Source organism: Achromobacter sp. 1011791174 (genome assembly GCF_059760925.1).
The window spans coordinates 1-26,742 of record NZ_JCBANH010000090.1 but is presented as its reverse complement, the minus strand read 5'-3'; the positions used below and the strand labels follow the sequence as shown (position 1 = coordinate 26,742).

Below are 26,742 nucleotides of genomic sequence, written 5' to 3'. Positions count from 1 at the left end.
GGGCGGTCATGGGGGGGCTATGGCTGGGATGCGTCGGCGCTCGCGGGCGGACGGCGCAGGCCGCGATATCGTGGACTGGGGCGATAGCTTAACGTGAATCGGAACAGGCGCGCCGACCGTGTCGGAACGCCGCGCTCAGTCCGGCTTGCGGCCCGCCGGCGTCAGGCGGTCGCGGTTTTGCAGCACCGCTTCGCGCACCAGCGGATGCAGCGTTTCCTGTCCGGCTTCGCCGTCCGGCTGGCCGGCCAGGAAGTCCAGCAGCTGCGTGCGCATGCGCGGCTCCCAGAACTTGTGGATGTGGTTGGCCACGCCTTCGCCGGCCTCTTGCCGGTCGGGCATGGCTTCGAAGAACTGGCCGATGCGGTTGGCCATGCGGATCAGGTTGCCGATTTCCATGCGGGTCCGGGTCAGGAAAGAATGCGTTCGGGATGGGCGTACAGCGTGGCGTCGTCGTTGCGCAGGAAGCCCAAGAGCGTGATGTTGGCCTCTTGCGCCAGCCGCACGGCCAGCGCGGTGGGGGCGGATACGGCGGCCAGCACGGGCACGCCGGCGGCGGCGGTCTTCTGCACCATCTCGAAGCTGGCGCGGCTGGACACCAGCACCATGCCGGATGCCGCGACCAGGCCTTGCCGCGCCAGCGCGCCGACCAGCTTGTCCAGCGCGTTGTGCCGGCCCACGTCCTCGCGCACCAGGGCGATGGTGCCGTCGGCGCCGGCCCAGCCTGCGGCGTGGGTGGCGCCGGTCAGGTCGTGCAGGCGCTGGCGCGCGCGCATGTCGCGCATGGCGGCCAGCACGGCCTGGGCGCGCAGTGGCGCGCCGGCGGCCACGGGCGGCACCGGCCGCAGCACTTCAGGCAGGGTTTCCACGCCGCACAGGCCGCAGCCGGTGCGGCCGGCCATGGCGCGGCGGCGCGACTTGAGCCGCGCCTCGCAGGCGCTGGAGATTTCCAGCTGCACCACGATGCCGTCGCATTGCGGCGCCACGTCGATGCCGCGCACGTCGGCGGCGCTGTCGATGATGCCCTCGGACAGCGAGAAGCCCAATGCGAAGTCTTCCAGGTCGGCGGGCGTGGCCAGCATGGTGGCGTGGCTGATGCCGTTGTATTCCAGCGCGACCGGGGTTTCCTCGGCCAGGTGGTCGGCTTCCGTGGCGGACGCGACGGCGCCTGCCCGGATACGGGTCACCTGGGCGGGGATGCTGTCGTGGCGGTCTTCGGCGGGCTGGCTCATGCTTTGCGTGCGTATCGTTGCGGCTGGCAGGGTGTGGCGGCGTTGCCGGCGCGCGGTTCGCGCGCGCCGGGACGGCATCATTTCCCCGTCATCGCCGCGTCGCTCTCGCGGGCCCGCTCGCGCAGCAGCTTGTGCTGGATGTCCGCGAAGCGCGACCATTGGCGCTGCCATTCCGAGGGCTGGGACACGCGCGTGACCTGCACGGCGGTGACCTTGTATTCGGGGCAGTTGGTCGCCCAGTCGGAGCTGTCGGTGGTGACGACGTTGGCGCCGGATTCGGGGAAGTGGAAGGTGGTGTATACCACGCCCGGCTGGACCCGGTCGGTCAGCGTGGCGCGCAGCACGGTCTCGCCAGCGCGGCTCTGGATGCCGACCCAGTCGCCCTCGGCCACGCCGCGGTCCTCGGCGTCCTGCGGGTGGATCTCCAGCACGTCCTCGCTGTGCCACATGACGTTGGGCGTGCGGCGGGTCTGCGCGCCGACGTTGTATTGCGACAGGATCCTCCCAGTGGTGAGCAGCAGCGGAAAGCGGCGCGTGCTGCGCTCGTCGGTGGGCACGTACTTGGTGATCATGAAGCGGCCCTTGCCGCGCACGAACTGGTCGATGTGCATGATGGGGGTGCCGTCCGGCGCCTCGTCGTTGCACGGCCATTGCAGGCTGCCCAGCCGGTCCAGCTTGTCATAGCTGACGCCGGCGAAGGTGGGCGTGAGCCGGGCGATCTCTTCCATGATCTCGCCGGGGTGGCGGTAGTTCATGGGATAGCCCAGCGCGTTGGACAGGGCCACGGTCACTTCCCAGTCCGACTTGCCGTTCCTGGGCTCCATGACCTTGCGCACGCGCGAGATGCGGCGCTCGGCGTTGGTGAAGGTGCCGTCCTTTTCCAGGAAGGACGAGCCCGGCAGGAAGACGTGGGCGTACTTGGCGGTCTCGTTCAGGAACAGGTCCTGCACCACGATGCACTCCATCGCCGCCAGCGCCGCGGCCACGTGCTGCGTGTTCGGGTCGGACTGCACGATGTCCTCGCCCTGGCAGTACAGCCCCTTGAACGTGCCGCCCAGCGCGGCCTCGAACATATTGGGGATGCGCAGGCCGGGCTCGGGCTGGATGGTCACGCCCCAGTCGCGCTCGAACAGCGCGCGCGCCGCGTCGTCGGAGATGTGGCGGTAGCCGGGCAGTTCGTGCGGGAACGAGCCCATGTCGCAGGAGCCCTGCACGTTGTTCTGGCCGCGCAGCGGGTTCACGCCCACGCCCTCGCGGCCCACGTTGCCGGTGGCCATGGCGAGGTTGGCGATGGCCATCACGGTGGTCGATCCCTGGCTGTGCTCGGTCACGCCCAGGCCGTAGTAGATCGAGCCGTTGCCGCCGGTGGCGTAGAGCCGCGCCGCGCCGCGCACGTCGCGGGCCGGCACGCCGGTGATTTCTTCCATCGCCTCGGGCGAGTTCTCGGGCAGCGAGACGAAGTCGCGCCATTCCCGGAACGCCTTTTCCTCGCAGCGTTCGGCGACGAAGGCTTCGTCGATAAGGTTTTCGGTGGCGATGACGTGCGCCAGCGAGGACAGCAGCGCCGTGTTGGTGCCGGGCCGCACCTGCAGGTGGAAGTCGGCCTTGATGTGCGGCGAGCTGACCAGCTCGATGCGGCGCGGATCGATCACGATCAGGCGCGCGCCCTGGCGCAGCCGGCGCTTCAGGCGCGAGGCGAACACCGGGTGGCCGCTGCTGGGGTTGGCGCCCATCACGATCACCACGTCGGTGTGCATGACCGAATCGAAGGTCTGGGTGCCGGCCGATTCGCCCAGCGTCTGCTTCAGGCCGTAGCCGGTGGGCGAGTGGCAGACGCGGGCGCAGGTGTCGACGTTGTTGGTGCCGAAGGCCGCGCGCACCAGTTTCTGCACCAGCCAGGTTTCCTCGTTGGTGCAGCGCGATGAGGTGATGCCGCCGACGGCGTCGCGCCCGTGGCGCGCCTGGATGCGGCGGAATTCCGAGGCCGCGTGGTTGATGGCCTCGTCCCATGACACCTCGCGCCACGGGTCGGTGATGCGCTGGCGGATCATGGGCTTGAGCACGCGTTCCTTGTGCGTGGCGTAGCCCCAGGCGAAGCGACCCTTGACGCAGGAATGGCCACGGTTGGCCTGGCCGTCCTTCCAGGGCACCATGCGCACCACTTCCTGGCCCTTCATCTCGGCCTTGAAACCGCAGCCCACGCCGCAATAGGCGCAGGTGGTGATCACCGAGTGCTCGGCCTGGCCCATCATGATGACGGTCTTTTCCTGCAGCGTGGACGTGGGGCAGGCCTGCACGCAGGCGCCGCAGGACACGCATTCGCTGTCCAGGAACGGCTGGTCCTGGCCGGGCGACACGCGCGATTCGAAGCCCTTGCCGGAGATGGTCAGGGCGTAGGTGCCCTGGGTTTCCTCGCAGGCGCGCACGCAGCGGTTGCAGACGATGCACTTGGACGGGTCGTAGGTGAAGTACGGATTGGACTCGTCCTTGGCGCTGTCCAGGTGGTTGGCGCCCTGGTAGCCGTAGCGCACCTCGCGCAGGCCGACCACGCCGGCCATGTCCTGCAGCTCGCAGTCGCCGTTGGCCGGACAGGTCAGGCAGTCCAGCGGGTGGTCGGAGATGTACAGCTCCATGACGCCGCGGCGCAGCTCGCGCAGCTTGGGCGTCTCGGTGTGCACCACCATGCCGTGCTCGGCCGGCGTGGTGCAGGATGCCGGATAGCCCCGGCGTCCGTCGATCTGCACCAGGCACAGGCGGCACGAGCCGAAGGGTTCAAGGCTGTCGGTGGCGCAGAGCTTGGGGATGTTGATGCCGGCCTCGGCGGCCGCGCGCATCAGCGAGCTGCCTTCGGGCACGGTGACTTCCTGGCCATCGATGGTCAGGGTGACGGTCTGGGTGGACTCGCGGGCGGGCGTGCCCAGGTCGCGGTCTCGCTTGATGACGGTTTCCAGCATGGCGGTCTCCGGGCGGGCGGCGTCAGGCCGCGCTGGCGGCGGGTGCGGGACTGTCGGCGAGGCCGAAGTCCTGCGGGAAGTGGTTCAGGGCGGACAGCACGGGGTACGGCGCCATGCCGCCCAGCGCGCACAGCGAGCCGCCCAGCATGGTGTCGCACAGGTCGCGCAGCAGATGCACCTGCTGTTCGCGCGCCGGGCCGCCGGCCATGATCTTGTCGAGGGTCTCCACGCCGCGCGTCGAGCCGATGCGGCAGGGCGTGCACTTGCCGCAGGACTCGACGGCGCAGAATTCCATGGCGTAGCGGGCCATGCGCGCCATGTCGACGGTGTCGTCGAAGGCCACCAGGCCGCCGTGGCCGATCATGGCCGAGATCCGCGCATAGGCCTCGTAATCCAGCGGCACGTCCCATTGCGATTCGGGCAGGTAGGCGCCCAGCGGTCCGCCAACCTGCACCGCGCGCAGCGGCCGGCCCGAGGCGCTGCCGCCGCCGAAGCCGTACAGCAGGTCGCGCAGCGTCAGGCCGAAGGCCTTTTCCACCAGCCCGCCGTGCTTGAGGTTGCCGGCCAGCTGGAAGGGCAGGGTGCCGTGCGAGCGGCCCACGCCATAGTCGCGGTAATAGGCCGCGCCCTTGGCCAGGATGATGGGCACCGTGGCTAGCGAGATGACGTTGTTGATCACGGTGGGCTTGCCGAACAGGCCGGAGATGGCCGGCAGCGGCGGCTTGGCGCGCACCACGCCGCGCTTGCCCTCCAGGCTTTCCAGCAGCGAGGTCTCCTCGCCGCAGATGTAGGCGCCGGCGCCCTTGCGCACTTCCAGGTCGAACCGCCGGCCGCTGCCGTGTACATCCGCGCCCAGCCAGCCGACCTCGCGCGCCCGCGCGATGGCCGCTTCCAGCGCGGCGATGGCGTGCGGGTACTCGGAGCGCACGTAGATGTAGCCCTGGGTCGCGCCCACGGCCAGACCGGCGATGGTCATGCCCTCGATCAGCACATACGGGTCGCCTTCCATCAGCAGGCGGTCGGCGTAGGTGCCGGAATCGCCCTCATCGGCGTTGCAGACGATGTATTTCTGGTCGGCCGGCGTGCCGGCCACCGTCTTCCATTTGATGCCGGTGGGGAAGGCCGCGCCGCCACGTCCGCGCAGTCCGGAATCGATGAGTTCCTGGACGATGGCCTCGGGCGCCAGGGACAGCGCGCGCTTGAGTCCCTCCAGGCCGCCGTGCGCGGCGTAGTCCTGCAGCGACAGCGGGTCGGTAATGCCGACGCGGGCGAAGGTCAGGCGTTCCTGGTGCTTCAGGTAGGGGATGTCCTCGGTCGGACCCAGCCGCAGCGGGTGGGCGCCGCCCTGCAGCCAGCCGGCCTCGAACAGGCCGGCCACGTCCTCGGGCTGCACCGGCCCGTAGGCGACGCGGCCTGCGGGCGTGGCGATTTCCACCATGGGTTCCAGCCACAGCAGTCCGCGCGAGCCATTGCGCACCAGCTGCACGGCCAGGCCGCGCTGTTCGGCGGCGGCCTCGATCGCCCGCGCGACCGCGTCGGCATCCACCGCCAGCGCCGCCGCGTCACGCGGCACGTAGATCCTGATCGGGGCGTTCATCGGGCGTCCTCCGGGGCGGCGACCTGGCGGGCCTGCGCCAGCAGGCGGTCGAGCTTGTCCCGCGTGACGCGGGCCTTGGGCTGGCCGTCGATCATGATGGCGGGCGATTGCGCGCACAGGCCCAGGCAGTACACCGGCTCCAGCGTGAATTCGCCATCGGGCGTGCTGGCGTGGAAGTCGCAGCCCAGCGCGTGGCGGGCATGCTCGGCGAGCTGTTCCCCGCCCATGGCCTGACAGGACTCGGCGCGGCAGATCTCGATGACGTGGCGGCCGGCCGGCGCGCTGCGGAAGTGGGGGTAGAAGGTGATGACGCCGTGGACTTCGGCGCGGGACAGGTTCAGGGCCTCGGCGATGGTCTGCACCGCCTCGGCCGGAATACAGCCCAACTCGTGCTGGACCGCGTGCAGCACCGGCAGCAGCGGGCCGGGCTGGTCCTTGAGCCGGGCGACGATGCGGGCCGTGGCGGCCACGGCCGGCGTCTGCGAGGCCCGGGCGGCGTCCAGCGCCTGCTGGCCGCCACGGGCGCCGCCAGTGGACGCGAGATCGGATTTTGCCTCGCGGGTGCGCATGGCGGTCTCCTCCTGATGACTGATTACGGGCCCCCGTAGGAGCGGTCAGCGGGCGGATTCCTGATCCTGAAGCGTGATTAATATGTTTTCAGAAGCATATTAATTGTCTGGAATCCGCGTTTTTTGTGTACTCTACTTGGCTGGAATCCCGGCTTCAATATGAAATAAATGACATATAAGTTCCAAATCGGCCTGCGGCCGCAATGGACGCTGACGTCCGAGGGCGATGCCGGCCCGGTGCCGCTGCAGGACATGCTGGCGCTGCTGGCCGCCATCGACGCCAGCGGCAACATCGCCGGCGCCTGCCGCGCCTGCGGACTGTCGTACCGGCACGCCTGGGGCGTGCTGCGCCGTTTCGAGGGCATCTTCGGCACCGCGCTGCTGATCACCAACCGGCGCCAGGGCACGCAGCTGTCGCCCTTCGCCCAGCGCCTGCTGTGGGCCAACCGGCGCATCGAGGCCCGTCTGATGCCCACGCTGGAAAGCATGGCCTCGGAACTGCAGGAGGAACTGGCCCGGCTGCTGCCGGAAAGCGGACCGCATCTGCGCCTGCACGCCAGCCACGGCTTCGCGGTGGAATCGCTGATGCAGCGCATGGGCGGCGGCGCCGGCCTGGAGCTGCGCTATCGCACCGCGATCGAGGCGCTGGCCTCGCTGGAGCGGGGCGAATGCGACCTGGCCGGCTTCCAGGTGCCGCTGGGCGAGTTCGAGGAACCCATCATGGCGCGCTATGCCCAGTGGCTGCACGCCGACGACTACCTGCTGATCCACCTGGCCGTGCGCAATACCGGCCTGTTCGTGGTGGCGGGCAATCCCAAGAATATCCATGGCATCGCCGACCTGGCGCGTGGCGATGTGCGCTTCGTGAACCGCCAGATCGGTTCCAGCACGCGCCATCTGATCAGTCTGATGTTGCAGCGCGCCAATGTCTCCATCGGCGACGTGCAGGGCTACGAAAGCAATGAATTCACCCACATGGCCATCGCCGCCCATATCGCCAGCGGCATGGCCGATACCGGCGTGGGCGTGGAGACGGCGGCCCGGCGCTTCGGGCTGGATTTCATCCCGCTGGTGCGCGAGCGCTATTTCTTCGCCATCCGCAGGAGCGCGCTGGAGACGCCGGCCATGCGCGAGCTGCTGGCCATCCTGCGCAGTCCGGACTACCTGGGCTACGTCGGCCAGCTGGCCGGCTACGACACCCGCGACACGGGCCGGCTGCAAACCCTGGACGAGGCTTTTTCCTGAGCGCCTCGCGGACGGCGCCGGGCTATGATTCCACCATGACCAAAGTGATTTTCCTTGCCGATCGGCGCGGTGGCCTGCCCGCCGTCGCGCCCGGCGCCCTGCCGCCGGCGGGGCAGCCCGCGCTCGACCTGCGCGCGCGTCCCTTGCGCGACCTGCGCATCTCGGTCACGGATCGCTGCAATTTCCGCTGCACCTACTGCATGCCGCGCGAGGTGTTCGACAGCAGCTATTCCTTCATGCCGCATTCAGCGCTGCTGTCCTTCGAGGAGATCGCGCGGCTGGCCAATGTGTTCACGCGGCTGGGCGTGGAAAAGCTGCGCCTGACCGGCGGCGAGCCGCTGCTGCGCAAGCATGTGGAGAACCTGGTGAGCCAGTTGGCCGCGTTGCGCACGCCCGACGGCCGGCCGCTGGACCTGACCCTGACCACCAACGGCAGCCTGCTGGCGCGCAAGGCCGAGGCACTGAGGCAGGCCGGGCTGTCGCGCGTGACGGTGAGCCTGGACGCGCTGGACGCGACCATGTTCCAGGACATGAGCGACAGCGGCTTCACGCCCGACGACGTGCTGCGCGGCGTGGATGCGGCGGCCGAGGCCGGGCTGGCCCCGATCAAGGTCAACATGGTGGTGCGGCGCGGCCTGAACGACGGCCAGATCCTGCCCATGGCGCGGCGCTTCCGCCACAGCGGCCACATCCTGCGCTTCATCGAGTACATGGACGTGGGCAACACCAACGGCTGGAACATGGCGGAAGTGGTGCCCAGCAGCGAAGTGCTGGCGCGCATCGGCCAGGAATTCCCGCTGGAGCCCGTCGTCGCGGACGCCATGGGGCGCGTGGCCGAACGCTGGCGCTACCTGGACGGCGGCGGCGAGATCGGCCTGATTTCCAGCGTGACGCAGGCCTTCTGCGGCGGCTGTACGCGGGCGCGCCTGTCGCCCGAAGGCAAGCTGTACCTGTGCCTGTTCGCGCACGACGGCCACGACCTGCGCGCGCCGCTGCGCGACGGCGCCAGCGACGACGAGCTGGCCGCCATCATCGCCGGCATCTGGGCGGCGCGCGGTGACAACTATTCCGAGCTGCGCGGGCGCAACATGGCCGATCCCTCGCGCAAGATCGAAATGAGCTACATCGGTGGTTGAGTCCGCCTTGCCCGACCGCCAGGCGCTCGCCGGCCTGGTCCTGGCCGGCGGCCAGGGTTCGCGCATGGGCGGGCGTGACAAGGGGCTGGTCCAGTTGCGGGGCGAGCCGCTGGCGGGGCATGCCGCGCGCCGGCTGGCGCCGCAGGTGGGAAGGTTGATCATCAGCGCCAACCGCAACGCGGACAGCTACGCGCGCTATGGCGACGTCGTCGGCGACGGGGTGGCGGGGCTGCAGGGCTGGCCCGGGCCGCTGGCCGGCGTGATGGCGGGCTTGCTGGCCGCCGGCGACGCGCAATGGCTGGTGGTCGCGCCCTGCGATACGCCGTTCCTGCCGCCAGACCTGGCCGCGCGCCTGGTCGGCGCGGCGCTGGCGACGGGCGTGCCGCTGGCCTATGCCAGCGCGGACGGGGTGCGCCATCCGGCCTGCATGGCGCTGCGGGTGTCGTTGCTGCCCGCATTGCGTGAGTATCTGGCGTCGGGCGAGCGCCGGGTGGGGCTGTGGCAGTCGCGCCTGGGCGCGGCCGAAGCCCGTTTCGACGAGACGCCCGAGGCCTTCATGAACGTCAACACCCCGGAAGAGCTGGAGCGGGCCGAGCGCTACGCTAGCCAGTGACGCAGGTCGTAGTAGGGGACGCGGTCCTTGTCCTGCACCGGCGTATCCGCCGGCACGCGCGCCAGTCCGGTGGACCAGGGCAGCGAGCTGATCACGCCGGACCCCTGGTGGCCGTAGGGCACCAGTTCGGCCGAGCCGTCATCGGCCACGCGGCGCTGCACGCGCAGGAATTCCTCGCGGCTGTCCTGGCGCGTGCGCTCGGTGCGCAGCGGCAGCAGGCTGACCGGCGGGAACAGCGTTTCGCGGCCCTGCATGCGGCGCACCAGCGGCGTCACCAACAGCGTGAACACGGCATAGGCCGACACCGGGTTGCCCGGCAGGCTGATCACCGGCTTGCCGCCGATCTGCGCCAGGGCCACGGGCTTGCCCGGCTTCATGCGCACCTTCCACAGCGATAGTTCGCCGCCCAGGGTCGCCAGCGCCGGTTTGACCAGGTCGCGCTCGCCGACCGACACCCCGCCCACGCTCAGCACCAGGTCGCAATCGGCCAGCAGCGTCTTGAACGCGGCCAGCAGGTCGGCCTCGGTGTCGCGCGCATGCAGCACGTGGACCGGCTCGGCGCCCATGCCGCGCGCCAGCGCGGCCAGCATGGGGCCGTTGGAGTTGTAGATCTGTTCGGGCGCGCGCGCGGCGCCGGGCGGCACCAGCTCGTCGCCGGTGGTCAGGATGCCCACGCGCAGGCGGGCGCGCGCCGGCGCCGTGGCCATGCCCTGCGAGGCCAGCAGCGCCACGTGGGCGGCTTCCAGCACCGTGCCGGCGGCCAGCAGCGGCGCGCCGGCCAGGGTGTCCTCGCCGCGCAGGCGGATGTGCTGGCCCAGGGCGGGCGGGCGCGAGATGCGCACGTGGCCGTCGGCTTCCTCGGCGTCTTCCTGCATGACCACCACGTCGGCGCCTTCGGGAATCAGGCTGCCGGTGAACAGGCGGATGGCGTGTCCCGGCTTGAGCGGCTCGGGCGTGTCGCCGGCGTAGCAGCGCTGCTGCACCGGCAGGCGCGCGGCGTCGCTCCAGTCGGCCGCGCGCAGCGCGTAGCCATCCATCGCGCTGTTGTCGGCGGGGGGAATGTCGACGGTCGCGGTCAGGTCGCGGGCCAGCACGCGGCCGGCCAGGTCGGCCAATGCGACGTCCTCGACGCGGTCTAGCGGGCCGGCGGCGTTGGCCAGCAGGGTCTGGGCGTGATCGAAATCCAGCATGGGGTCAGTTGTCTTCGCGATTCTTGAAGTGCGTGGCGAAATTGCAGGGGCGATGGCCGCTGTCGAGCTGTTCGCGGATGATGCGCGTCCAGGCGGTTTCGCAGGCGTTGTTGGAGCCGGGCAGGCAGAACAGCAGCGTCTGGTTGGCGTAGCCGGCAAGGGCCCGCGATTGCAGGGCCGAGCTGCCGATCTCTTCGTAGGACAGCTGGCGGAACAGCTCGCCGAAGCCGGGGATCTGTCGGTCCAGCAGCGGGCCGATGGCCTCGGGCACGGTGTCCTTGTGCGAGAAGCCCGTGCCGCCGGAGGTCAGGATGACCTGCACGGCGGGATCGGCGATCCAGTCGCTGATGATGCGGCGGATCTGGTAGAGGTCGTCCTTGACGATGTCGCGGCGCACGCATTGATGGCCGGCCCGGGCCAGGCTCTGCGCCAGCAGGTTGCCGGAGGTATCGTCGCCGGGGCCGCGCGTGTCGCTGACGGTCAGCACGGCGCAGGCCAGCGATACGGGTTCGGCGGGGGCTTGCTTCATGGCGTATCCTTGTTGCCGGCCGGGGGCTCGTCCCAGGACCGCGTGCGGTCCTCGTCGGCCTGGCGCTGTTCGACCCAGAAACGCTTGCCGCCGGCCAGCGTCTCGCTTTTCCAGAAGGGCGCGCGCGTCTTGAGCGCGTCGATGATGTATTCGCAGCCACGGAAGGCGTCGCCGCGGTGGGCGCTGGCGGCGGCCACGAACACGATCTGGGCGTTGCGCGACAGCGCGCCGACGCGGTGCACGATCACGGTGCCGGCCAGGTTCCAGCGCGCGCGGGCCGTGGCGGCGATGTCTTCAAGCTCGCGCTCGCACATGCCGGGATAGTGTTCGAGGAACAGCGTTTCGGTCGGCGCATCGGGTGCGTAGTCGCGCACGTAGCCCACGAAGGTGACGATACCGCCGACGCCCGCGCCGGCCTGCTCGCGCAACGCGGCGGTCAGGGCCGCGCCGTCGAAATCGGCTTCCTGGACGATGACCACATTGGCGCTCATGCTCTAGCCTCCGGTCACGGGCTCGAATACCGCGACTTCGTCGCCGGGGCGGATCACGACCGTGGGCTTGGCATGGGTCTGGTTGACGGCCAGCTTCAGGCGCGAGGCCGGGGCTAGCTGCGGATAGCGCTCGCCCAGCGCGGCCAGCAGTTGCGCGCCGGTGGATTCATCGTCCAGCGGCCAGGCCTCGCCGCGCTTGCCGACCAGTTCGGCCACGCGCGCGAAGTACAGCAGATCAATCGTTGCGCCACTCACCGCTCTTTCCTCCCGCCTTGTACTTCAGGCGAACTTGCTCGATCACGATGCCCTTGTCGGCCGCCTTGCACATGTCGTAGATGGTCAGCGCGGCGACGCTGCAGGCCGTCATGGCTTCCATTTCGACGCCGGTCTTGTAGCTGGTGCGGCAGGTGGCCAGGATGTCGACGCGATGGGCTTCGTCGTCCAGCGCGAACTCCACGCCCACGAAGGACAGCGGCAGGCTGTGGCAAAGCGGGATCAGCTCGGCGCAGCGCTTGGCGGCCAGGATGGCGGCCACGCGCGCGGTGTTGAGGACTTCGCCCTTGCCCTGGCCGGGCGCGGTCAGCAGGCCGTAGGCCACCGCGTTCAGGCGCACGCTGGCCGCGGCGACCGCCACGCGCTCGCTGTCCGCCTTGCCGATGACGTCGACCATGCGGACCTGGCCGGCTTCGTCCAGGTGGCTGAGAGTGGGGGCGGAGGAGGACATGGGTCGGGATCGAGAATTGTTAATGATTGAAAATAGCGGCCGCGGCGGACCGGCATGGTCCGGGTCGGGCCGCTGATACGCCCTATGATAGACGAGCTGTGCGGGGGGCGCGATAATCGCCCGCAAAACACGTACCCGACGCGCGGCCAGTGCCTACAATTTGTCGTACCAGGAGACTCGCGATGCCCATGCGGATGCCAAAGTTCAGGTTCACCCGGCGCGTCGGCAAGATTCTCTTGTCCATCGTGGCCGTGGCGCTGCTGCTGTGCGGCGTGGCGGCCTGGCAGGTGCCCAAGGTGCTGCGCTCCGTCCTGACCGAGGACGTCTCCAAGATGCTGGGCCGCGACGTTTCCGTCGGCAAGATCAGCTTCAATCCCTTTACCCTGACCGTCCGCGCGCGGGACCTGGCGATCGCGCAGCCAGGATCCGAGACACCGCTGCTGACGCTGGCCGAACTGGACGCCAGCGCCGCCTGGAGTTCGCTGTTCTGGTTCGCGCCGGTGGTGGACCGGCTGACGCTGCGCGAGCCGAAGATCGCCATCGTGCGCGAGGACGTCACGCGCTTCAACTTCTCGGACGTGCAGCAGCGCGTGGCCGAGATGAGCGCCGCCAAGCCCGAGGAACCGCCCAAGCCCGACGAGGGTCCGCCGCGCTTCTCGCTCAACAACATGCGCATCGAGGGCGGCTCGGTCACGCTGGACGACAAGGTCACCGGCCGCAAGCAGGTGGTGGACGAGTTCACGCTGGGCGTGCCGTTCATCTCCACCTTCGGCTATGCCACCGACATCGACGTGCAGCCCCGGCTGCACCTGCGCATCAACGGCAGCCCCTTCGACCTGACCGGCGTGGCGCGGCCCTTCGAGAAGGTGCCGTCCTCGACGCTGAACGTGACCTTCTCCGGCCTGCAGCTGGAGAAGTGGGCCGACGTGTGGCCCATGCCGCTGCCGTTCAAGCTGGAGCGCGCGCTGCTCGATTCGAACCTGCGCGTGGTGTTCGAGCAGCCCAAGGATGCGCCGCCCAAGATCCGGGTGGTGGGCGATCTGGGCCTGCGCCAGTTCGATCTGCGCGACAAGTCGGGCGCCGAGCTGGCGTCCTGGAGCGCGCTGACGGTATCGCGGCTGGAACTCGAACCGATTGCGCGGCAGGCCTATATCGGCGATGTCGGCCTGTGGGCGCCGCAGGTGCATGCGCGCCGCTACGAGAACTTGAGGCTGAACTGGCAGGACGTGGCCGAGCAGCTGCAGCAGCTGGGCGCCAAGCCCGGCGCGGCCAAGCCTGCGGGTGGCAAGCCGGTTGCGGGCAAGCCGGCGGATGCCAAGACACAGGATGCCAAGGCCGCGCCGAATGCGGGCAAGGCCGCCGCCCAGCCTGCGGATCCGCAGGCCTCGGCCAAGGTCTCCGCCGCGCAGGCTGGCGCACCCGAAGCGGGCAAGGCGGCTTCTGCTGCGGCAGCTGCCAAGCCGGCGGGCGTGAAACCGGCGGATGCTAAGGCCGGAGATGCTAAGGCGGCTGATGCGAAGAGTGCCGATGCCAAGGCGGCCGAAGCCAAAGCCGCCGAACCCAAGTCTGCGATTCCCGCCGCAGGCGGCGCTGCGGCTGGCGCGGCCACGCCGTCGGCGTCCGCTGCCGCGGGCGCCGCGCCTCCGGCTGGTCCGGCAGGCACGGCCCCGGCGCCCCAGCCGGCCGAACCGGCCGAATGGAAGATCACGCTGGACGCCTTCAATATCCATGAAGGCGAGCTGCACCTGACCGATGCGGTCAGCAAGCTCGACTACTCGATGACCGGCATCGCGGCCACGGTCGAGGGCGTGGAGATTCCGCAGCAGAAGGATCGCCCGATCAACCTGTGGCTGACGGTGGACAACAGCACCGACGGTGGCTGGATCCGCGCCAAGGGTCCGCTGGTGCTGCAACCGCTGGCGCTGGAAATGTCTTTCCGCATGGGCAACGTGGCGCTGGCGCCATTCGCGCCGGCCGTGCGCAGCGCCGCGCCGATCACGCTGCAGGACGGTCGCGTGGCGCTGTCGGCGCAAGTGCACGTGCTGGACAAGGGCGGGGCGGTGGACGTGTCCGCCACCGGCGCGCAAGCCGAGCTGACCCAGTTCAAGGCGCGCGACGAATCCCTGAAGCCCGCGTTGGATGTCGCGCTGCAGCGCCTGCACCTGACCGCCGACCGGCTGGCCATGGGACCGGGACAAAGCAATTTCACGCTGGACGCCGATGGCGTGCAGGGCAACGGCAAGTTGGCCCTGAAGGGGGCGTTCACGCCGCAGCCGCTGACGCTGCGCACCTCGGTGGACCTGTCGGCGTTGAACGTGGCCTCGTTCGCGCCTTATTTCGCCTCCAGCCTGAACGCCACCGTGCGCGCCATCACGCTGGGAGCCAAGGGCGAAGCGGCCTTCGCGGCCGCCAACGGCAAGGCGCCGCTCTCGGCCGCCTGGAAGGGCGGAGTGGAAGTCACCGACCTGGACCTGCAGGACCGCGTCAACAAGGACGATTTCCTGAACTGGAAGCGCCTGGCGTTCTCCGGCATGGATATCTCCGTCGCCGGCGACAAGATCGGCGCCAGGCTGGGCGATATCGCGCTGGACGATTTCTACGGTCGCATCCTGCTCAACGCGCAGGGCCGGCTCAACGTGATGGACCTGGTGGCCGCGCCCGGACAGGCGGGCGGCTCCATCACCCAGGACACGCAGACGCCGGCGCGCCGCGCCGCGCCCGAACCCGCCGCCAAGAGCGGCGGCATGCCCGATATCTCGCTCAACAGCGTGACCCTGACGCGCGGCCGCATGACCTTCACCGACCGCTTCGTCAAGCCGAACTACGTGGCGGAGCTGTCCAGCATCGACGGCTCGATCTCGGCGGTGTCGTCCAGCAATCCCCAGCCCGCCAAGGTCAAGGTCACGGGCCGTGTGTACACCACCGCGCCGCTGTCGATCAGCGGCGTGGTGCAGCCCTTCGCCAAGTTCCTGGCACTGGACCTGAAGGCGTCGGCCAAGGGCGTGGACCTGCCGCGCTTCAACACCTATTCCGCCAAGTACGTGGGCTATCCCATCAAGCGCGGCAAGCTGTCGGTCGACCTGGAATACAAGATCAAGGATCGCGCGCTGACCGCCAGCAACCATGTGGTGCTGAACCAGCTGACCTTCGGCGACAAGACCAACAGCCCCGACGCGACCAAGCTGCCGGTGCTGCTGGCCGTGGCGCTGCTGAAGGACTCGCGCGGCAATATCGACATCAACCTGCCGATTTCCGGTTCGCTGGACGATCCGGAGTTCTCGGTCGGCGGTATCGTGGTGCGCGTGGTGCTCAACCTGGTGGTCAAGGCGGTGACTTCGCCCTTCAGCCTGCTCGCCTCGGCCTTCGGCGGCGGCGAGGAGCTGTCCTACGTGGAATTCGCGCCGGGCAGCGCGGCGCTGACCGAGGATTCCCAGCAGCGCATCGACACGCTGATCAAGGCCCTGACCGACCGTCCCGGCCTGAAGATGGATCTGAGCGGCCGCGCCGACCCCAAGACCGACATGGAGGGCCTGCGCCAGGCCTGGATCGAAAGCAAGATCCGCGCCGCCAAGGCCGCCGCCGTCGCGCCGCGCGGCAAGAAGCCCAACCCGGCCGGCGTCGACGTGTCGCCCGCCGAGCGCTCCAAGTACCTGGAAGAGGTCTACGGCGATACCGACATCAAGGACAAGCCCAGGAACCTGATCGGCATCGCCAAGTCCATACCGGATGCGCAGATGGAGGAAATGCTGCGCAGCGTGGCGCCGGTGGGCGACGAGCAGTTGCGCCAGTTGGCCGACGCGCGCGCCCAGGCCGTCTATGAGAAGCTGCTCGCTCACGAGGGCCTGGCCGAGCGCGTCTTCATCGTCGCGCCGCAATTGGATGCCGACGGCATCAAGGACGATGGCGTGCCGTCGCGGGTGGAGTTCTCTCTGAAATAGAGGGATGAGCCCACCCCCGAAGCGCTGCGCGCTTCCCCCTCCAGGGGGCATGTCTGCGGACCGGCGGAGCCGGATCCGCGACATCCCGATTGGGGGCGACCTGGCCGTGTCGGCGCCTGCGACCTTGCGGAGTGTGCGTTACCGGAGTGTGCCTCACTGGAAGGTGGCACGGCTGACGCTGTTGCCGTTGGTGGTTGAAGTGTGAGGTGTGAAGTGCAATCTTGCCGCTCGTGGCCGGTTTGGTGCGGATACGGGCGAGCGCTCTTCCCAGGAGATGAGGCATGAACGACCAGGATTCGCAGTTCGACAGCTTGCTGCCGCCCTTGAAGCTGGACCGCCGGGGCTTCATCGCCACGTCGGTGGCGGCGGGATTTTCGCTGGCGGCGGGGCAAGCAGTGGCGCAGACGGCGATAGCCACCGACGCCGCCGGCTTGCTGGCGGGCAAGGTGGACATTCCGGTGGTCGACGGCAAGATGCCGGCCTATCGCGCCGCGCCGCAGGGCAAGAAGAACCTGCCCACGCTGCTGGTGGTGTCCGAGATATTCGGCGTGCACGAGTACATCCAGGATATCTGCCGCCGCCTGGCGCACCTGGGGTATCTGGCGGTGGCGCCCGAGCTGTTCGCGCGCCAGGGCGACCCGTCGCGCTACACCGATATTCCCAAGCTGCAGGCGGAAATCATTGGCAAGGTGCCCGACGCGCAGGTGCAGCGCGACCTGGACGCCGCATCGGCCTGGGCCGCCGAGCATGGCGGCGACGCGGGCCGACTGGGCATCCTGGGGTTTTGCTGGGGCGGACGCCAGGTCTGGCTCTACGCCGCGCACAATCCCAAGCTGCGCGCGGGCGCTGCCTGGTACGGGCAGCTGGGCGGCGAGCCCAGCGAGCTGAAGCCGCGCCCGGTACTGAGCGCGGTCGGGGACCTGAAGGCGCCGGTGCTGGGCGCCTATGGCGGCAAGGACGCCGGCATTCCGTTGGCGGACGTTGACCGCATGCGGGTGGCGCTGGCCCAGGGGCCGGCCGCCGCCAAGGCCTCGCGCATCGACATCTATCCCGAAGCGCCGCATGCCTTCCATGCGGACTACCGGCCCAGCTACCGCAAGGCCGAGGCCGATCAGGCCTGGCAGCGCATGCTGGACTGGTTCAAGCAGAACGGGCTGTAGGCGAGGGCGGCGGCGCATGGGCGTCGCGCTTTCTTCCGCTTCAAGTTCGCCCCGAGGGACGGCGCGAACCGTGCCTCTGTCCTATTTCTCGGTTTCCCCCGGCAGGCCGTCGCTGACCTCGGCCAGGGCCGCCTTCATGTCCTCGTAGCCGATGACGCGCTCGTTCTGGAAGCTGCCCAGCACGCCGCGGCAACCGTCCACGCCCGAGCGCTTCATCTCTTCCATCATGGCCTTGCCCTGGTCCAGCCCCTTGTCGTACAGCGTGTCGTAGTTCTGGGCGTTGAAGCCGTATTCCTGGGCGTAGCGCTGCAGGTTCTTGCGCGAGGTGTCCTGATGTTGCTTGAGATCGGGCTCGGACGCGCCGCAGGCACGGGCCGCGCCATTGGACGCGCCCGCCGCCACGACGAAGGATTCGTACTGCAATTGTTCGCTGGCGTCCGGCGCCGCCCAGGCGCCGCCGGTCAAGCCCAGCGCCAACGCGGCCATCAGGCCGCCTGCCATCTTGCGCATCGCATGTTCTCCGTGTGTGGTCCCGCGGGCGGCAAGACGCGCGCGGGATGCCATGAATCTTGCGACATTATTGCAACGGACGCGCGTTCCGGGAGCGACGCGCCCGTATTGAGTCGTTTCAGTCTGTTCATGTTCTTTGCCGGTGCGGCGTCCGCCCGGGGCATGGGCTGCAGGCGCGCCAAGCGCCGCCCGCGCGCAGGAACTATGATGGAGGGTGTGAGGCGGCCTCGCCTCAATGCTCTACCCCATTCATTCTTTCTTCAGATTTTTCAGCCGGAGATATTTCCATGACGATCAAAGTCGGCGACCGCGTGCCGGATGGCACCCTGACCGAATTCATCGAAACCGAGACCGCGGGCTGCTCGCTGGGTCCCAACGCCTTCCAGGTCGCCGACCTGGTCCGCGGCAAGAAGATCGCGCTCTTCGCCGTGCCGGGCGCCTTCACGCCGACCTGCTCGGCCAAGCACCTGCCGGGCTACGTCGAGCAGGCCGCCGCGCTCAAGGCCAAGGGCGTGGACGAGATCTGGTGCGTGTCGGTCAACGACGCCTTCGTCATGGGCGCCTGGGGCCGTGAACAGGGCACCGACGGCAAGGTTCGCATGCTGGCCGATGGCTCGGCCCTGTGGACCAAGGCGCTGGGCCTGGAGCTGGACCTGATCCAGCGCGGCATGGGCGTGCGCTCGCAGCGCTATTCGGCCCTCATCGAGGACGGCGTGGTCAAGACGCTGAACGTCGAGGCCGCCGGTAAGTTCGAGGTCAGCGACGCGGCCACCATGCTGTCGCAGGCCTGATTCTCTTCCGTTCTACCGTTTTACGGCGGACTGCAGGCGCGGTCCGCCGAAAGGCCGCTGGCCGCGGCTGCCCGATGCCATGATCGCCACCATTTCCTCGTTCTCGTCGCTGTACTTCGCGACCCTGCTGATGCTCATCGGCACGGGCCTGTTCAATACCTACATGGGGCTGCGGCTGACGTCGCAGGCGGTCAGCGAGGTGTGGATCGGCGCCCTGATCGCCGGCTACTACTTCGGCCTGGTGTGCGGCGCCCGGCTGGGGCACAGGCTGATCATCCGGGTGGGCCACATCCGCGCCTTCGTGGCCTGCGCGGCGGTCGCCACCAGCATGATCCTGGCGCAGACGCTGGTCGATTCGCTGCCGCTGTGGCTGGTGTTTCGGGTGATCTCCGGCGTTGTCATGGTGACGGAGTTCATGGTCATCGAAAGCTGGCTGAACGAGCAGACCGAGAACCATCAGCGCGGGCGCGTGTTCTCCGTCTACATGGTGGTGTCCGGCCTGGGCACCGTGCTGGGCCAGCTGGCGCTGACGGCCTATGCGACGCTGGACCTGCGGCCGCTGACGCTGGTCGCCATGTGCCTGGTGCTATGTCTGGTGCCGATCGCCGTCACGGCGCGTTCGCACCCGCCCACGCCTTTGCCCGCGCCGCTGGACATCCGATTCTTCATGCGCCGCGTGCCGCTGTCCATGACGGTGCTGTTCGTGGCGGGCAATGTGTCCGGCGCGTTCTACGGCCTGGCCGCTGTCTACGGGGCCAAGCACGGCATGAGCACGTCCCAGGCGGCGGTGTTCGTGGCCACGGCGGTGACCGCCGGCCTGCTGTCGCAATGGCCGATGGGCTGGTTGTCGGACCGCATCAACCGCGCCGGGCTGATCCGCTTCAATGCCTTGCTGCTGGCGGTCCTGCCGGCGCTGATGTGGGGCTGGATCGAACTGCCGTTCTGGGCCATGCTGGCCCTGTCCGCCGTATTCGGCGTGCTCCAATTCACGCTGTACCCGCTGGGCGCGGCCTTCGCCAACGACCATGTGGAATCCGAGCGGCGCGTCAGCCTGTCGGCGGTGCTGCTGATGACCTACGGCGTCGGCGCCTGCGTCGGCCCCATGATCGCGGGCGTGCTGATGTCCTGGGGCGGGCACAGCATGTACTACATGTTCGTATCGGCCTGCGCGCTGATCCTGGTCTGGCAGGTGCGGCCGACGCGCGTCACGGGCGCGCACCAGGTGCAGGAAGCGCCCACCCACTTCGTGCCGATGCCGGATACCCTGCAAAGCTCGCCCGCGTCGGCGGTGCTGGATCCCCGGGTCGATCCCGAGACCGACATCACGATCGAGATGGTGGAGCCGGATCCCGCCACGGCCGCCGTGCAGTCTGTCGACCCTGTCGCCGCCGAGGCTGTGGTGGCGGGTGCGGCGCCAGCCGCTGCGGCGGCTCCGGGCGCGGCGGTCTCAGAGGCGGCGGCAGATCATCCCGCCGCCGCCGAGGCCGCGCGGGACATGGGCTACGAGGCGGGACGGGTGCCTGACGCGAAAGACCTGGACGAAGACGCGCCCGAATCGCGCCTGCGCACCGGCACCTGAGACCGCGCGCAGCGCTAGCGGGGGATCATCAGCACGATGGCCGCCAGGGCCAGCGCCAGCCCCAGCAGGTTCAGGCGCGAGAGCGATTCCCGAAACGCCAGGGCGCCGATCAGCGCGCCCAGGGCGATGACGCCCATGTTCATGGATGCGAACACCACCGACGGGTGACCCGGCAGCGATTGGTGCGCGCGGATATAGGTCAGGATATTGCCGAAATTCGCCAGACCCAGCGCCACGCCCGCCAGCGCATGGCGCCACTCCCATCGCGCGCGACGCCATACGAGGTAGCCCAGCATCAGCATCCCGGCCAGCATGAAGGCCAGCAGCAGCGCGCCGGAAAAGGCCGTGCCGGTGCGCGCCACCTGCTTGAACAGCACGTCGATCACGCCATAGCCGGCCCAGACGATCAGCGGCCACAGCCAGCGGTCGCGGCCGGCCTCGGCGGGCTCGCCGTCCGGCGACGGGCGGCGCAGCAGGCAATACAGCGCGCAGAACGCCAGCGCGATCGCGGCCAGCTTGCGGCCGTCCGGCGTCTCGCCGAACAGCAGGAACGCGGCGATCAGCGGAATGAACAGGGCCAGGCGCTGCGCCGCGTCGCTGCGCGCCACGCCGGCATGGCGCACGGCCTGCGCCATGGCGAGGAACACGCTGGGCAGCAGGATGCCCAGCGCCGCCAGCGTCAGCCAGGGCATGCCCGCCGCGAACAGCGTGTCGGACGCCGGTCGCAGCAGGGCCCAGCACAAGGTCGCGGCGACCGCGTAGTTCACCGCGATGGCCTGGCGCACGTCGATGCGCCAGCCGCGCGCCAGCTTCAGCATCGCGGCCACCGTTACGCTGCAGGCGATGCTGGCCGCCAGATACAGCAGGCCGGGCGTCAGCGACACGCCGGCGCCTCGTGCGCGGGCTCGGCGTCGATGTGCATGCCCAGCCGCGCCAGCAGGCGCTGGTCGGCCTGCATCTGCGGATTGGCGGTGGTCAGCAGCGCGTCGCCGTAGAACATGGAGTTGGCGCCGGCCATGAAGCACAGCGCCTGCAGCGCATCGTCCATCTGCTCACGGCCGGCCGACAGCCGGACCTTGGCCTTGGGCATGGTGATCCGGGCGACGGCGATGGTGCGCACGAATTCGAACGGATCCAGCGCTTCGACGCCGGCCAGCGGCGTGCCTTCGACCTGCACCAGATTGTTGATGGGCACGGATTCGGGGTAGGGCTCCATGCTGGCGAGCTGGGCGATCAGCCCGGCGCGCTCGCGGCGCGACTCGCCCATGCCCACGATGCCGCCGCAGCAGACATTGATGCCGGCGTCGCGCACGCGCTCCAGCGTATCCAGGCGGTCCTGGTAGGTGCGGGTGGAGATGATCTTGCCGTAAAACTCCGGCGAGGTGTCCAGGTTGTGGTTGTAGTAGTCCAGCCCGGCGTGCTTGAGCTGTTGGGCCTGGCCCTCGGCCAGCATGCCCAGCGTCACGCAGGTTTCCATGCCCAGCGCCTTCACCGCGCTGACCATCTTGGCCACCGCTTCCAGGTGATGCGGCTTGGGGCTGCGCCAGGCGGCTCCCATGCAGAAGCGCTGCGCGCCGCCGGCCTGCGCGGCGCGCGCGGCGGCGATCACGTCTTCCAGCGGCATCAGCTTGTCGGCTTCCAGGCCGGTGTCGTGATGCGCGGATTGCGGGCAGTAGGCGCAATCCTCGGGACAGCCGCCGGTCTTGATCGACAGCAGGCTGGACAGCTGGATGGCGTTCGGATCGAAATGGGCGCGATGGGTCTGCTGTGCGCGATGGATCAGGTCCATGAACGGAAGGTCGTACAGCTTCAGGACCTCCTCGGCGCTCCAGGCGGCGGATTCGGGCATCGGCTTGGGAATCGTCGGGACGGGGATGTAGGCGGTCTGCATCGGGAGGGCTCCAGTCGGTGTCGCGGGGATCGCGCCGGTTGCGCCGCCTTGGCGGGCTCAGGCTGCGATCGGCGGATCGTATGAAGCCGGGCGGGGTTTGCGCAATGCCGGGGATCTGGCTGGAAATGCGGGGTGGATCGATCTGTTTTTTGAAGATTTGGCGATTTTTAGAGCATCCCGAGAGGCAACGCGCCGGCATCTTCGCGGACGGCGAGGGGCTGATTTTTTTGATTCAATTTGTAAATTCTAGATCGGGGAGAAGTCGCTTGCCTGGCCGATGTGGGCGCGGGGCTCGGTGGCGGCGATGTTGCGGTTGGGAGACCGCGATCGGGAGATCGTATTGGCGGCCGCGACTTCGGGAGGAGTAGCGGCGGCGCGCGGCGCCGCGGGATGGCGCGCAGCCGGCATTGCCGTGTCTGGGCGGGCCGGGCAGGCATGTTCCGGGGTGATCCCGGGCGCGCTCGCGGGCATGCGAGCCTCGTGGGCCGATATGCCGCTATCGGCGGCAGCCAGGCGGAAGGGATATCTGTGAGCGGAAAACAAAAAAGCTCCGGAATCCGGAGCTTTTCGATGATGACGCGGCGATTGTTTCGCGGCGTGCGCAGATGGCGCAAAGTGCTTTGGCGGAGCGGACGGGGCTCGAACCCGCGACCCCCGGCGTGACAGGCCGGTATTCTAACCAACTGAACTACCGCTCCGCAGCGGTATGCAAAACTTCGGTACTGCAACTGCGGTGTCAAGGCAGCTTGCCAGAATACTGGCGTCCCCTAGGGGATTCGAACCCCTGTACTCACCGTGAAAGGGTGATGTCCTAGGCCTCTAGACGAAGGGGACCTGAACAAAAACCACTGTACTACCAACTGCTTTACTGGTGGAGGTAAGCGGGATCGAACCGCTGACCTCTTGCATGCCATGCAAGCGCTCTCCCAGCTGAGCTATACCCCCCAGAATCCCAGGTGTCTCAACCTTCAGACAACAAGGGCTTACACCCTATAAAAGCAAAAAGCCCCGGATCGGAGCTCTTGAGAATGACCCTGAGCGAGAGCTTTTGGCGGAGCGGACGGGGCTCGAACCCGCGACCCCCGGCGTGACAGGCCGGTATTCTAACCAACTGAACTACCGCTCCGCAGCGGCGTACTCGAACTACATGATCACTTCAACTGCACGATGCAAGAACAGTCCGAAGAACTGGCGTCCCCTAGGGGATTCGAACCCCTGTACTCACCGTGAAAGGGTGATGTCCTAGGCCTCTAGACGAAGGGGACGTGGACTTGCATCAGGCACTGCTTTTTTACTGCATTCTTCGCTTTGGACTGGTGGAGGTAAGCGGGATCGAACCGCTGACCTCTTGCATGCCATGCAAGCGCTCTCCCAGCTGAGCTATACCCCCGTCTTTTCTAATCAATACTTGCAACGTTCTAGCTTTCTTCACTTGAATCTTGCAAATTTCTTGCTGGATTCAGGTGGTTCCTGCTGGTTCGTTGCCGGTTTTGTTTAGTGCCGTTGGCGAAGAAACGAGATTATGCACGAACTATTTTGGGCGTGCAAGTCGATTGGGCGCAAAAATGAAAAAAGTTGCGGAAAGGTTTCCGTGATGACTGAGTGGCCCGCAGTTGAGCGCGCTGTAGTTGAGCACCCCTTTAGAGTTGATCGCTCCTTTAGTGAAACGCTCCGTTGGCCACTCCTGCTGCTCATTCACATTGTCGGTTCATCATTCAAGCACAGGCCGATGCGATCCGGCCGCGCCGGCGAAGCGCGCAGTGCTATCGTGGCCTTTCAGCAAATGCGGCGCGATCGCGCCGGCGCAGGAGCATTTCACGCATGGGCACAAGCACATCCTTTCCTACCCGTCCCCTGGGACGCTCCGGCATGTCGATCACGCGCATCGGGCTGGGCGCCTGGGCCATGGGCGGCAATGGCTGGGCGGTGGGCTGGGGGCCGCAGGACGATGCCGATTCCATCGGCGCGATCCGGCTGGCGGTGGACCGGGGCATCAACTGGATCGATACCGCGGCGGTCTACGGCCTGGGCCATTCCGAAGAGATCGTGCGCCGCGCGTTGGCGCAGATGGCGCCGTCCGAGCGCCCCTACGTGTTCACCAAGTGCGGCCTGACCTGGTCCGACGCGCAGCCGCAGGCCACGCCACGGCGCACTGGCGCGCCGGCAAGCATCCGGCGCGAGGTCGAGGATTCGCTGCGCCGTCTGGGCGTGGAGCGGATCGACCTCTATCAAATGCACTGGCCGGCGGGCGACGGCACATCGCTGGACGGCTACTGGGAAACGCTGCTGGCGCTCAAGCGCGAGGGCAAGGTCGGCGCGGTGGGGCTGTCGAACCATAACCTGGCCCAGTTGCAGGACGCGGAGGCGCTGGGGCATGTGGACAGCCTGCAGCCGCCGTTTTCCGCGATCCAGCGCAGCGCGGCCGCCGATCTGATTCCCTGGTGCGAGGCGCACGGCACCGGCGTCATCGTCTACAGCCCGATGCAGTCGGGCCTGTTGAGCGGCGGATTCAGCGAGGCGCGCGCGGCCAGTTTGCCCGCCGATGACTGGCGTTCGCGCCATGCCGAGTTCCGGGCGCCCGCGTTGCAACGCAATCTGGCATTGGCGCAGGCTTTCCGGCCGGTCGCCGAGCGTCACGGGGCGACGGTCGCCGCCGCCGCGGTGGCCTGGACCCTGGCCTGGCAGGGCGTGACCGGCGCGATCGTCGGCGCGCGCAACGCGGCGCAGGTGGACGCCTTGCTGGGCGCTGCCGAACTCGAGCTGGATGATGAGGATATGGCGCGCATCGCCGATGCGATCGAGCGGACGGGCGCTGGCCAGGGGCCGTCGCGTCCGTCGGGCGACCAGTCGGCCTTGCCCGAGGATCTGTTCAGCTAGGATTGGTCGAGGCTGGAAAGATCCCGGATCCTGCGATGTAGGATCCGGGCAGGCCTTTGCGGCGACGAATGCGGAACGGCGACCAGGCGCGGCTTCAGCCGCGCTTGCGCGTCGCGCCCAGCGCGCCGATCAGCACCACGCCCACCAACGCCAGCGCGAGCTTGTCGCCGAAGCGGGCGTAGGGGGTGAGGCCAGTCATGCCCTGCACGCTGACGGGCAGCACGCCCGGCTGCATCGGCGCCAGTTGCGCGGCGACATGGCCCTTGGCGTCGATCGCGGCGGTGATGCCGGTGTTGGTGGCGGTCAGCATGGGGCGCGCCGTCTCGATGGTGCGCAGCCGGCCGATCTGCAGATGCTGGCGCAGCGCCCAGGAATCGCCAAACCAGCCCAGGTTGCTGACGTTCACCAGGATGGTCGCGCCGGGTTCGCCCTGCGGGCCGGACTGCAACGCCGGCAGCAGGTCCGGACCGAACAGGTCTTCGTAGCAGATATTGAAGGCCACGTGCTGGCCGCCCACGGCGAAGGGCGTCTGGCGTTCCGCGCCACGGTCGAAATCGCCCAGCGGAATGTTGAGCATGTCGACGAACCAGTGGAAACCCGGCGGCACGTATTCACCCCAGGGCACCAGGTGGCGCTTGTCGTAGCGCATGGCGGTCGAGCCGGCGAGCAGGTGCTCGACCGGCGTGGCGCCGTCGAAGCCGATCACGCTGTTGGTGTAGCGTTCGCGCCCACCCACTACGTCCAGCAGCGGCGAGCCCATGGCGATCACGCTGTTCTGCCGCGCGGCGATGGCGCGCCAGGCTTCCCAGACGCGCGGGTCGAGCTGGTTCTGGAACACCGGCATCACGGTTTCGGGCAGGATGGTCAGCTGCGGCGCGGGTTCGCCCGGCATGGGCGGCAGCGCGGCCAGTTCCAGATGGCGGCGCAGGCTCTGGTCCAGCAGCGCGGGATCGAACTTCTGCGACTGTTCGATGTTGCCCTGGATCAGGCGCACGTTCAGCGGCTCGCCGAAAGGGCGCGACCAGTCGATGCGGGCCAGCAGCCAGCCGGTCGCGGCCAACGCCAGCGCGAGGCCGGCGGCCAGCGCGCGCCGGCCGTCCAGCGGGGTCTTGCGCGAGGGCTGCCACAGCGTGGCGATCGCCGCCGCGGCGAAGGCCGCCAGGAAGGCCATGCCGTGCACGCCCAGCAGCGGCGCCCAGCCGGCCAGCGGGCTATCGACATGGGCATAGCCGATGTTCAGCCAGGGGAAGCCGGTGAGCAGCACCGCGCGCACCCATTCCAAGCCGGCCCACAGGGCGGCCCAGGTCAGCGCGCCCGTCAGCGCGCGGGCGGGCGGCGAGTCCGGGTCCAGCGGCGCATAGCGGCGCGCCAGCGCGCAGGCCGTGGCGGGGAAGATGGCCAGGAAGGCCGACAGCAGCAGCACGGCGGCCGCCGCCAGCGGCGCCGCCAGATCGCCGTAGCGATGCAGGCTGATGAAGATCCAGTACAGGCCCAGCGCGTAGGTGGCGAAGCTGAACAGCCAGCCGCGCGCCCAGGATAGGCGCGCCGACGGCGCATACAGCGTCACGCGCGCGGCCACGGCCAGCGCCAGCACCTGGGTGATGGCCAGGGCCCAGCCGGGCAGCGGGCCGGGAGCGAATGTCAGGGCGTGCGCCGCGCCGGCCAGTGTCAGGCCGGCCGCGCCGCGCAGGAGTCGGCCGCGCGGGGTGGGGCTCATGC

The 26,742-nt window shown here is 68.8% G+C and carries 22 protein-coding genes and 6 tRNA genes; 8 read left to right on the top strand and 20 right to left on the bottom strand.

Features of this window, described 5'->3' with window-relative positions:
- Positions 1 to 135: 135 nt before the first annotated feature.
- The 5 genes from AC6LJ5_RS24230 to AC6LJ5_RS24210 form a co-directional block, all read right to left on the bottom strand.
- Complete coding sequence (locus AC6LJ5_RS24230; protein ID WP_103275907.1) at positions 136 to 396, bottom strand: formate dehydrogenase subunit delta; 261 nt, start codon at positions 394 to 396, stop codon at positions 136 to 138.
- An 11-nt stretch (positions 397 to 407) separates the two neighbouring features.
- The gene (gene fdhD / locus AC6LJ5_RS24225; RefSeq protein WP_498141828.1) at positions 408 to 1,229 is read right to left on the bottom strand and encodes a formate dehydrogenase accessory sulfurtransferase FdhD; all 822 of its coding nucleotides are present in this window, start codon (positions 1,227 to 1,229) and stop codon (positions 408 to 410) included.
- Between the two features lie 77 nt (positions 1,230 to 1,306).
- On the bottom strand, positions 1,307 to 4,183 hold the full coding sequence (gene fdhF, locus AC6LJ5_RS24220; protein ID WP_498141827.1) for a formate dehydrogenase subunit alpha: 2,877 nt from the start codon (positions 4,181 to 4,183) through the stop codon (positions 1,307 to 1,309).
- 22 nt (positions 4,184 to 4,205) lie between these two features.
- Positions 4,206 to 5,780, bottom strand: a complete 1,575-nt coding sequence (locus tag AC6LJ5_RS24215; protein ID WP_498141826.1) for a formate dehydrogenase beta subunit — start codon at positions 5,778 to 5,780, stop codon at positions 4,206 to 4,208.
- A complete protein-coding gene (locus tag AC6LJ5_RS24210; protein ID WP_498141825.1) occupies positions 5,777 to 6,349 on the bottom strand; it encodes a formate dehydrogenase subunit gamma in 573 nt (190 codons plus the stop codon). The genes AC6LJ5_RS24215 and AC6LJ5_RS24210 overlap by 4 nt, the downstream gene beginning before the upstream one ends.
- A gap of 168 nt (positions 6,350 to 6,517) precedes the next feature.
- On the opposite strand from AC6LJ5_RS24210, the gene AC6LJ5_RS24205 reads away from it, so the two are divergent.
- From AC6LJ5_RS24205 to mobA, 3 genes are read left to right on the top strand one after another with little or no spacing between them, the layout of a single operon-like run.
- Positions 6,518 to 7,594, top strand: coding sequence for a substrate-binding domain-containing protein (locus AC6LJ5_RS24205; RefSeq protein ID WP_103275902.1), 1,077 nt, complete (start codon positions 6,518 to 6,520; stop codon positions 7,592 to 7,594).
- A 35-nt stretch (positions 7,595 to 7,629) separates the two neighbouring features.
- The gene (moaA, locus tag AC6LJ5_RS24200; protein ID WP_498141824.1) at positions 7,630 to 8,730 is read left to right on the top strand and encodes a GTP 3',8-cyclase MoaA; all 1,101 of its coding nucleotides are present in this window, start codon (positions 7,630 to 7,632) and stop codon (positions 8,728 to 8,730) included.
- Positions 8,723 to 9,343 (top strand): molybdenum cofactor guanylyltransferase MobA, encoded by a 621-nt coding sequence (gene mobA / locus AC6LJ5_RS24195; RefSeq protein ID WP_498141823.1) that lies wholly within the window; start codon positions 8,723 to 8,725, stop codon positions 9,341 to 9,343. The genes moaA and mobA overlap by 8 nt, the downstream gene beginning before the upstream one ends.
- Here mobA and AC6LJ5_RS24190 read toward each other — a convergent pair.
- From AC6LJ5_RS24190 to moaC, 5 genes are read right to left on the bottom strand one after another with little or no spacing between them, the layout of a single operon-like run.
- Positions 9,328 to 10,533 (bottom strand): molybdopterin molybdotransferase MoeA, encoded by a 1,206-nt coding sequence (locus AC6LJ5_RS24190; protein WP_498141822.1) that lies wholly within the window; start codon positions 10,531 to 10,533, stop codon positions 9,328 to 9,330. The genes mobA and AC6LJ5_RS24190 overlap by 16 nt on opposite strands.
- A 4-nt stretch (positions 10,534 to 10,537) precedes the next feature.
- Positions 10,538 to 11,062, bottom strand: coding sequence for a molybdenum cofactor biosynthesis protein B (moaB, locus tag AC6LJ5_RS24185; protein WP_498141821.1), 525 nt, complete (start codon positions 11,060 to 11,062; stop codon positions 10,538 to 10,540).
- Positions 11,059 to 11,553, bottom strand: coding sequence for a molybdenum cofactor biosynthesis protein MoaE (locus AC6LJ5_RS24180; protein WP_392409137.1), 495 nt, complete (start codon positions 11,551 to 11,553; stop codon positions 11,059 to 11,061). Before AC6LJ5_RS24180 ends, moaB begins: the two co-directional genes overlap by 4 nt.
- A gap of 3 nt (positions 11,554 to 11,556) precedes the next feature.
- Positions 11,557 to 11,808, bottom strand: coding sequence for a MoaD/ThiS family protein (locus AC6LJ5_RS24175; protein ID WP_103275896.1), 252 nt, complete (start codon positions 11,806 to 11,808; stop codon positions 11,557 to 11,559).
- Complete coding sequence (gene moaC / locus AC6LJ5_RS24170) at positions 11,789 to 12,277, bottom strand: cyclic pyranopterin monophosphate synthase MoaC (protein WP_103275895.1); 489 nt, start codon at positions 12,275 to 12,277, stop codon at positions 11,789 to 11,791. Before moaC ends, AC6LJ5_RS24175 begins: the two co-directional genes overlap by 20 nt.
- Before the next feature lie 182 nt (positions 12,278 to 12,459).
- Between moaC and AC6LJ5_RS24165 the strand changes: the two genes are divergently transcribed.
- Entirely contained in the window at positions 12,460 to 16,215 is a 3,756-nt protein-coding gene (locus tag AC6LJ5_RS24165) for a DUF748 domain-containing protein (protein WP_498141820.1), read from the top strand.
- Positions 16,216 to 16,496: 281 nt separating this feature from the next.
- Complete coding sequence (locus tag AC6LJ5_RS24160) at positions 16,497 to 17,375, top strand: dienelactone hydrolase family protein (protein ID WP_498141819.1); 879 nt, start codon at positions 16,497 to 16,499, stop codon at positions 17,373 to 17,375.
- Between the two features lie 81 nt (positions 17,376 to 17,456).
- Here the strand turns inward: AC6LJ5_RS24160 and AC6LJ5_RS24155 are convergent, their stop codons facing one another.
- Entirely contained in the window at positions 17,457 to 17,885 is a 429-nt protein-coding gene (locus AC6LJ5_RS24155) for a hypothetical protein (RefSeq protein WP_498141818.1), read from the bottom strand.
- 287 nt (positions 17,886 to 18,172) lie between these two features.
- Between AC6LJ5_RS24155 and AC6LJ5_RS24150 the strand changes: the two genes are divergently transcribed.
- Positions 18,173 to 18,676 (top strand): peroxiredoxin, encoded by a 504-nt coding sequence (locus AC6LJ5_RS24150; RefSeq protein WP_103275891.1) that lies wholly within the window; start codon positions 18,173 to 18,175, stop codon positions 18,674 to 18,676.
- A 79-nt stretch (positions 18,677 to 18,755) separates the two neighbouring features.
- Positions 18,756 to 20,255 (top strand): MFS transporter, encoded by a 1,500-nt coding sequence (locus AC6LJ5_RS24145; protein ID WP_498141817.1) that lies wholly within the window; start codon positions 18,756 to 18,758, stop codon positions 20,253 to 20,255.
- A 14-nt stretch (positions 20,256 to 20,269) separates the two neighbouring features.
- Here the strand turns inward: AC6LJ5_RS24145 and AC6LJ5_RS24140 are convergent, their stop codons facing one another.
- The 8 genes from AC6LJ5_RS24140 to AC6LJ5_RS24105 form a co-directional block, all read right to left on the bottom strand.
- Positions 20,270 to 21,133, bottom strand: a complete 864-nt coding sequence (locus AC6LJ5_RS24140; protein WP_498141829.1) for an EamA family transporter — start codon at positions 21,131 to 21,133, stop codon at positions 20,270 to 20,272.
- A complete protein-coding gene (bioB, locus tag AC6LJ5_RS24135) occupies positions 21,130 to 22,146 on the bottom strand; it encodes a biotin synthase BioB (RefSeq protein ID WP_498141816.1) in 1,017 nt (338 codons plus the stop codon). Before bioB ends, AC6LJ5_RS24140 begins: the two co-directional genes overlap by 4 nt.
- Before the next feature lie 621 nt (positions 22,147 to 22,767).
- Positions 22,768 to 22,844, bottom strand: a tRNA-Asp gene (locus AC6LJ5_RS24130).
- Positions 22,845 to 22,904: 60 nt separating this feature from the next.
- Positions 22,905 to 22,980: transfer RNA gene (locus AC6LJ5_RS24125), tRNA-Glu, on the bottom strand.
- Positions 22,981 to 23,015: 35 nt separating this feature from the next.
- A tRNA-Ala gene (locus AC6LJ5_RS24120) sits at positions 23,016 to 23,091 on the bottom strand.
- A gap of 104 nt (positions 23,092 to 23,195) precedes the next feature.
- Positions 23,196 to 23,272: transfer RNA gene (locus AC6LJ5_RS24115), tRNA-Asp, on the bottom strand.
- Positions 23,273 to 23,335: 63 nt separating this feature from the next.
- Positions 23,336 to 23,411, bottom strand: a tRNA-Glu gene (locus AC6LJ5_RS24110).
- 49 nt (positions 23,412 to 23,460) lie between these two features.
- Positions 23,461 to 23,536: transfer RNA gene (locus AC6LJ5_RS24105), tRNA-Ala, on the bottom strand.
- A gap of 431 nt (positions 23,537 to 23,967) precedes the next feature.
- Between AC6LJ5_RS24105 and AC6LJ5_RS24100 the strand changes: the two genes are divergently transcribed.
- Positions 23,968 to 25,023 carry an aldo/keto reductase gene (locus AC6LJ5_RS24100; protein ID WP_498141815.1) on the top strand — a complete coding sequence of 352 codons (1,056 nt, stop codon included), beginning with the start codon at positions 23,968 to 23,970 and terminating at the stop codon, positions 25,021 to 25,023.
- Between the two features lie 94 nt (positions 25,024 to 25,117).
- On the opposite strand, the gene lnt is transcribed toward AC6LJ5_RS24100, so the two are convergent.
- A complete protein-coding gene (lnt, locus tag AC6LJ5_RS24095) occupies positions 25,118 to 26,740 on the bottom strand; it encodes an apolipoprotein N-acyltransferase (protein ID WP_498141814.1) in 1,623 nt (540 codons plus the stop codon).
- Positions 26,741 to 26,742 lie beyond the last annotated feature (2 nt).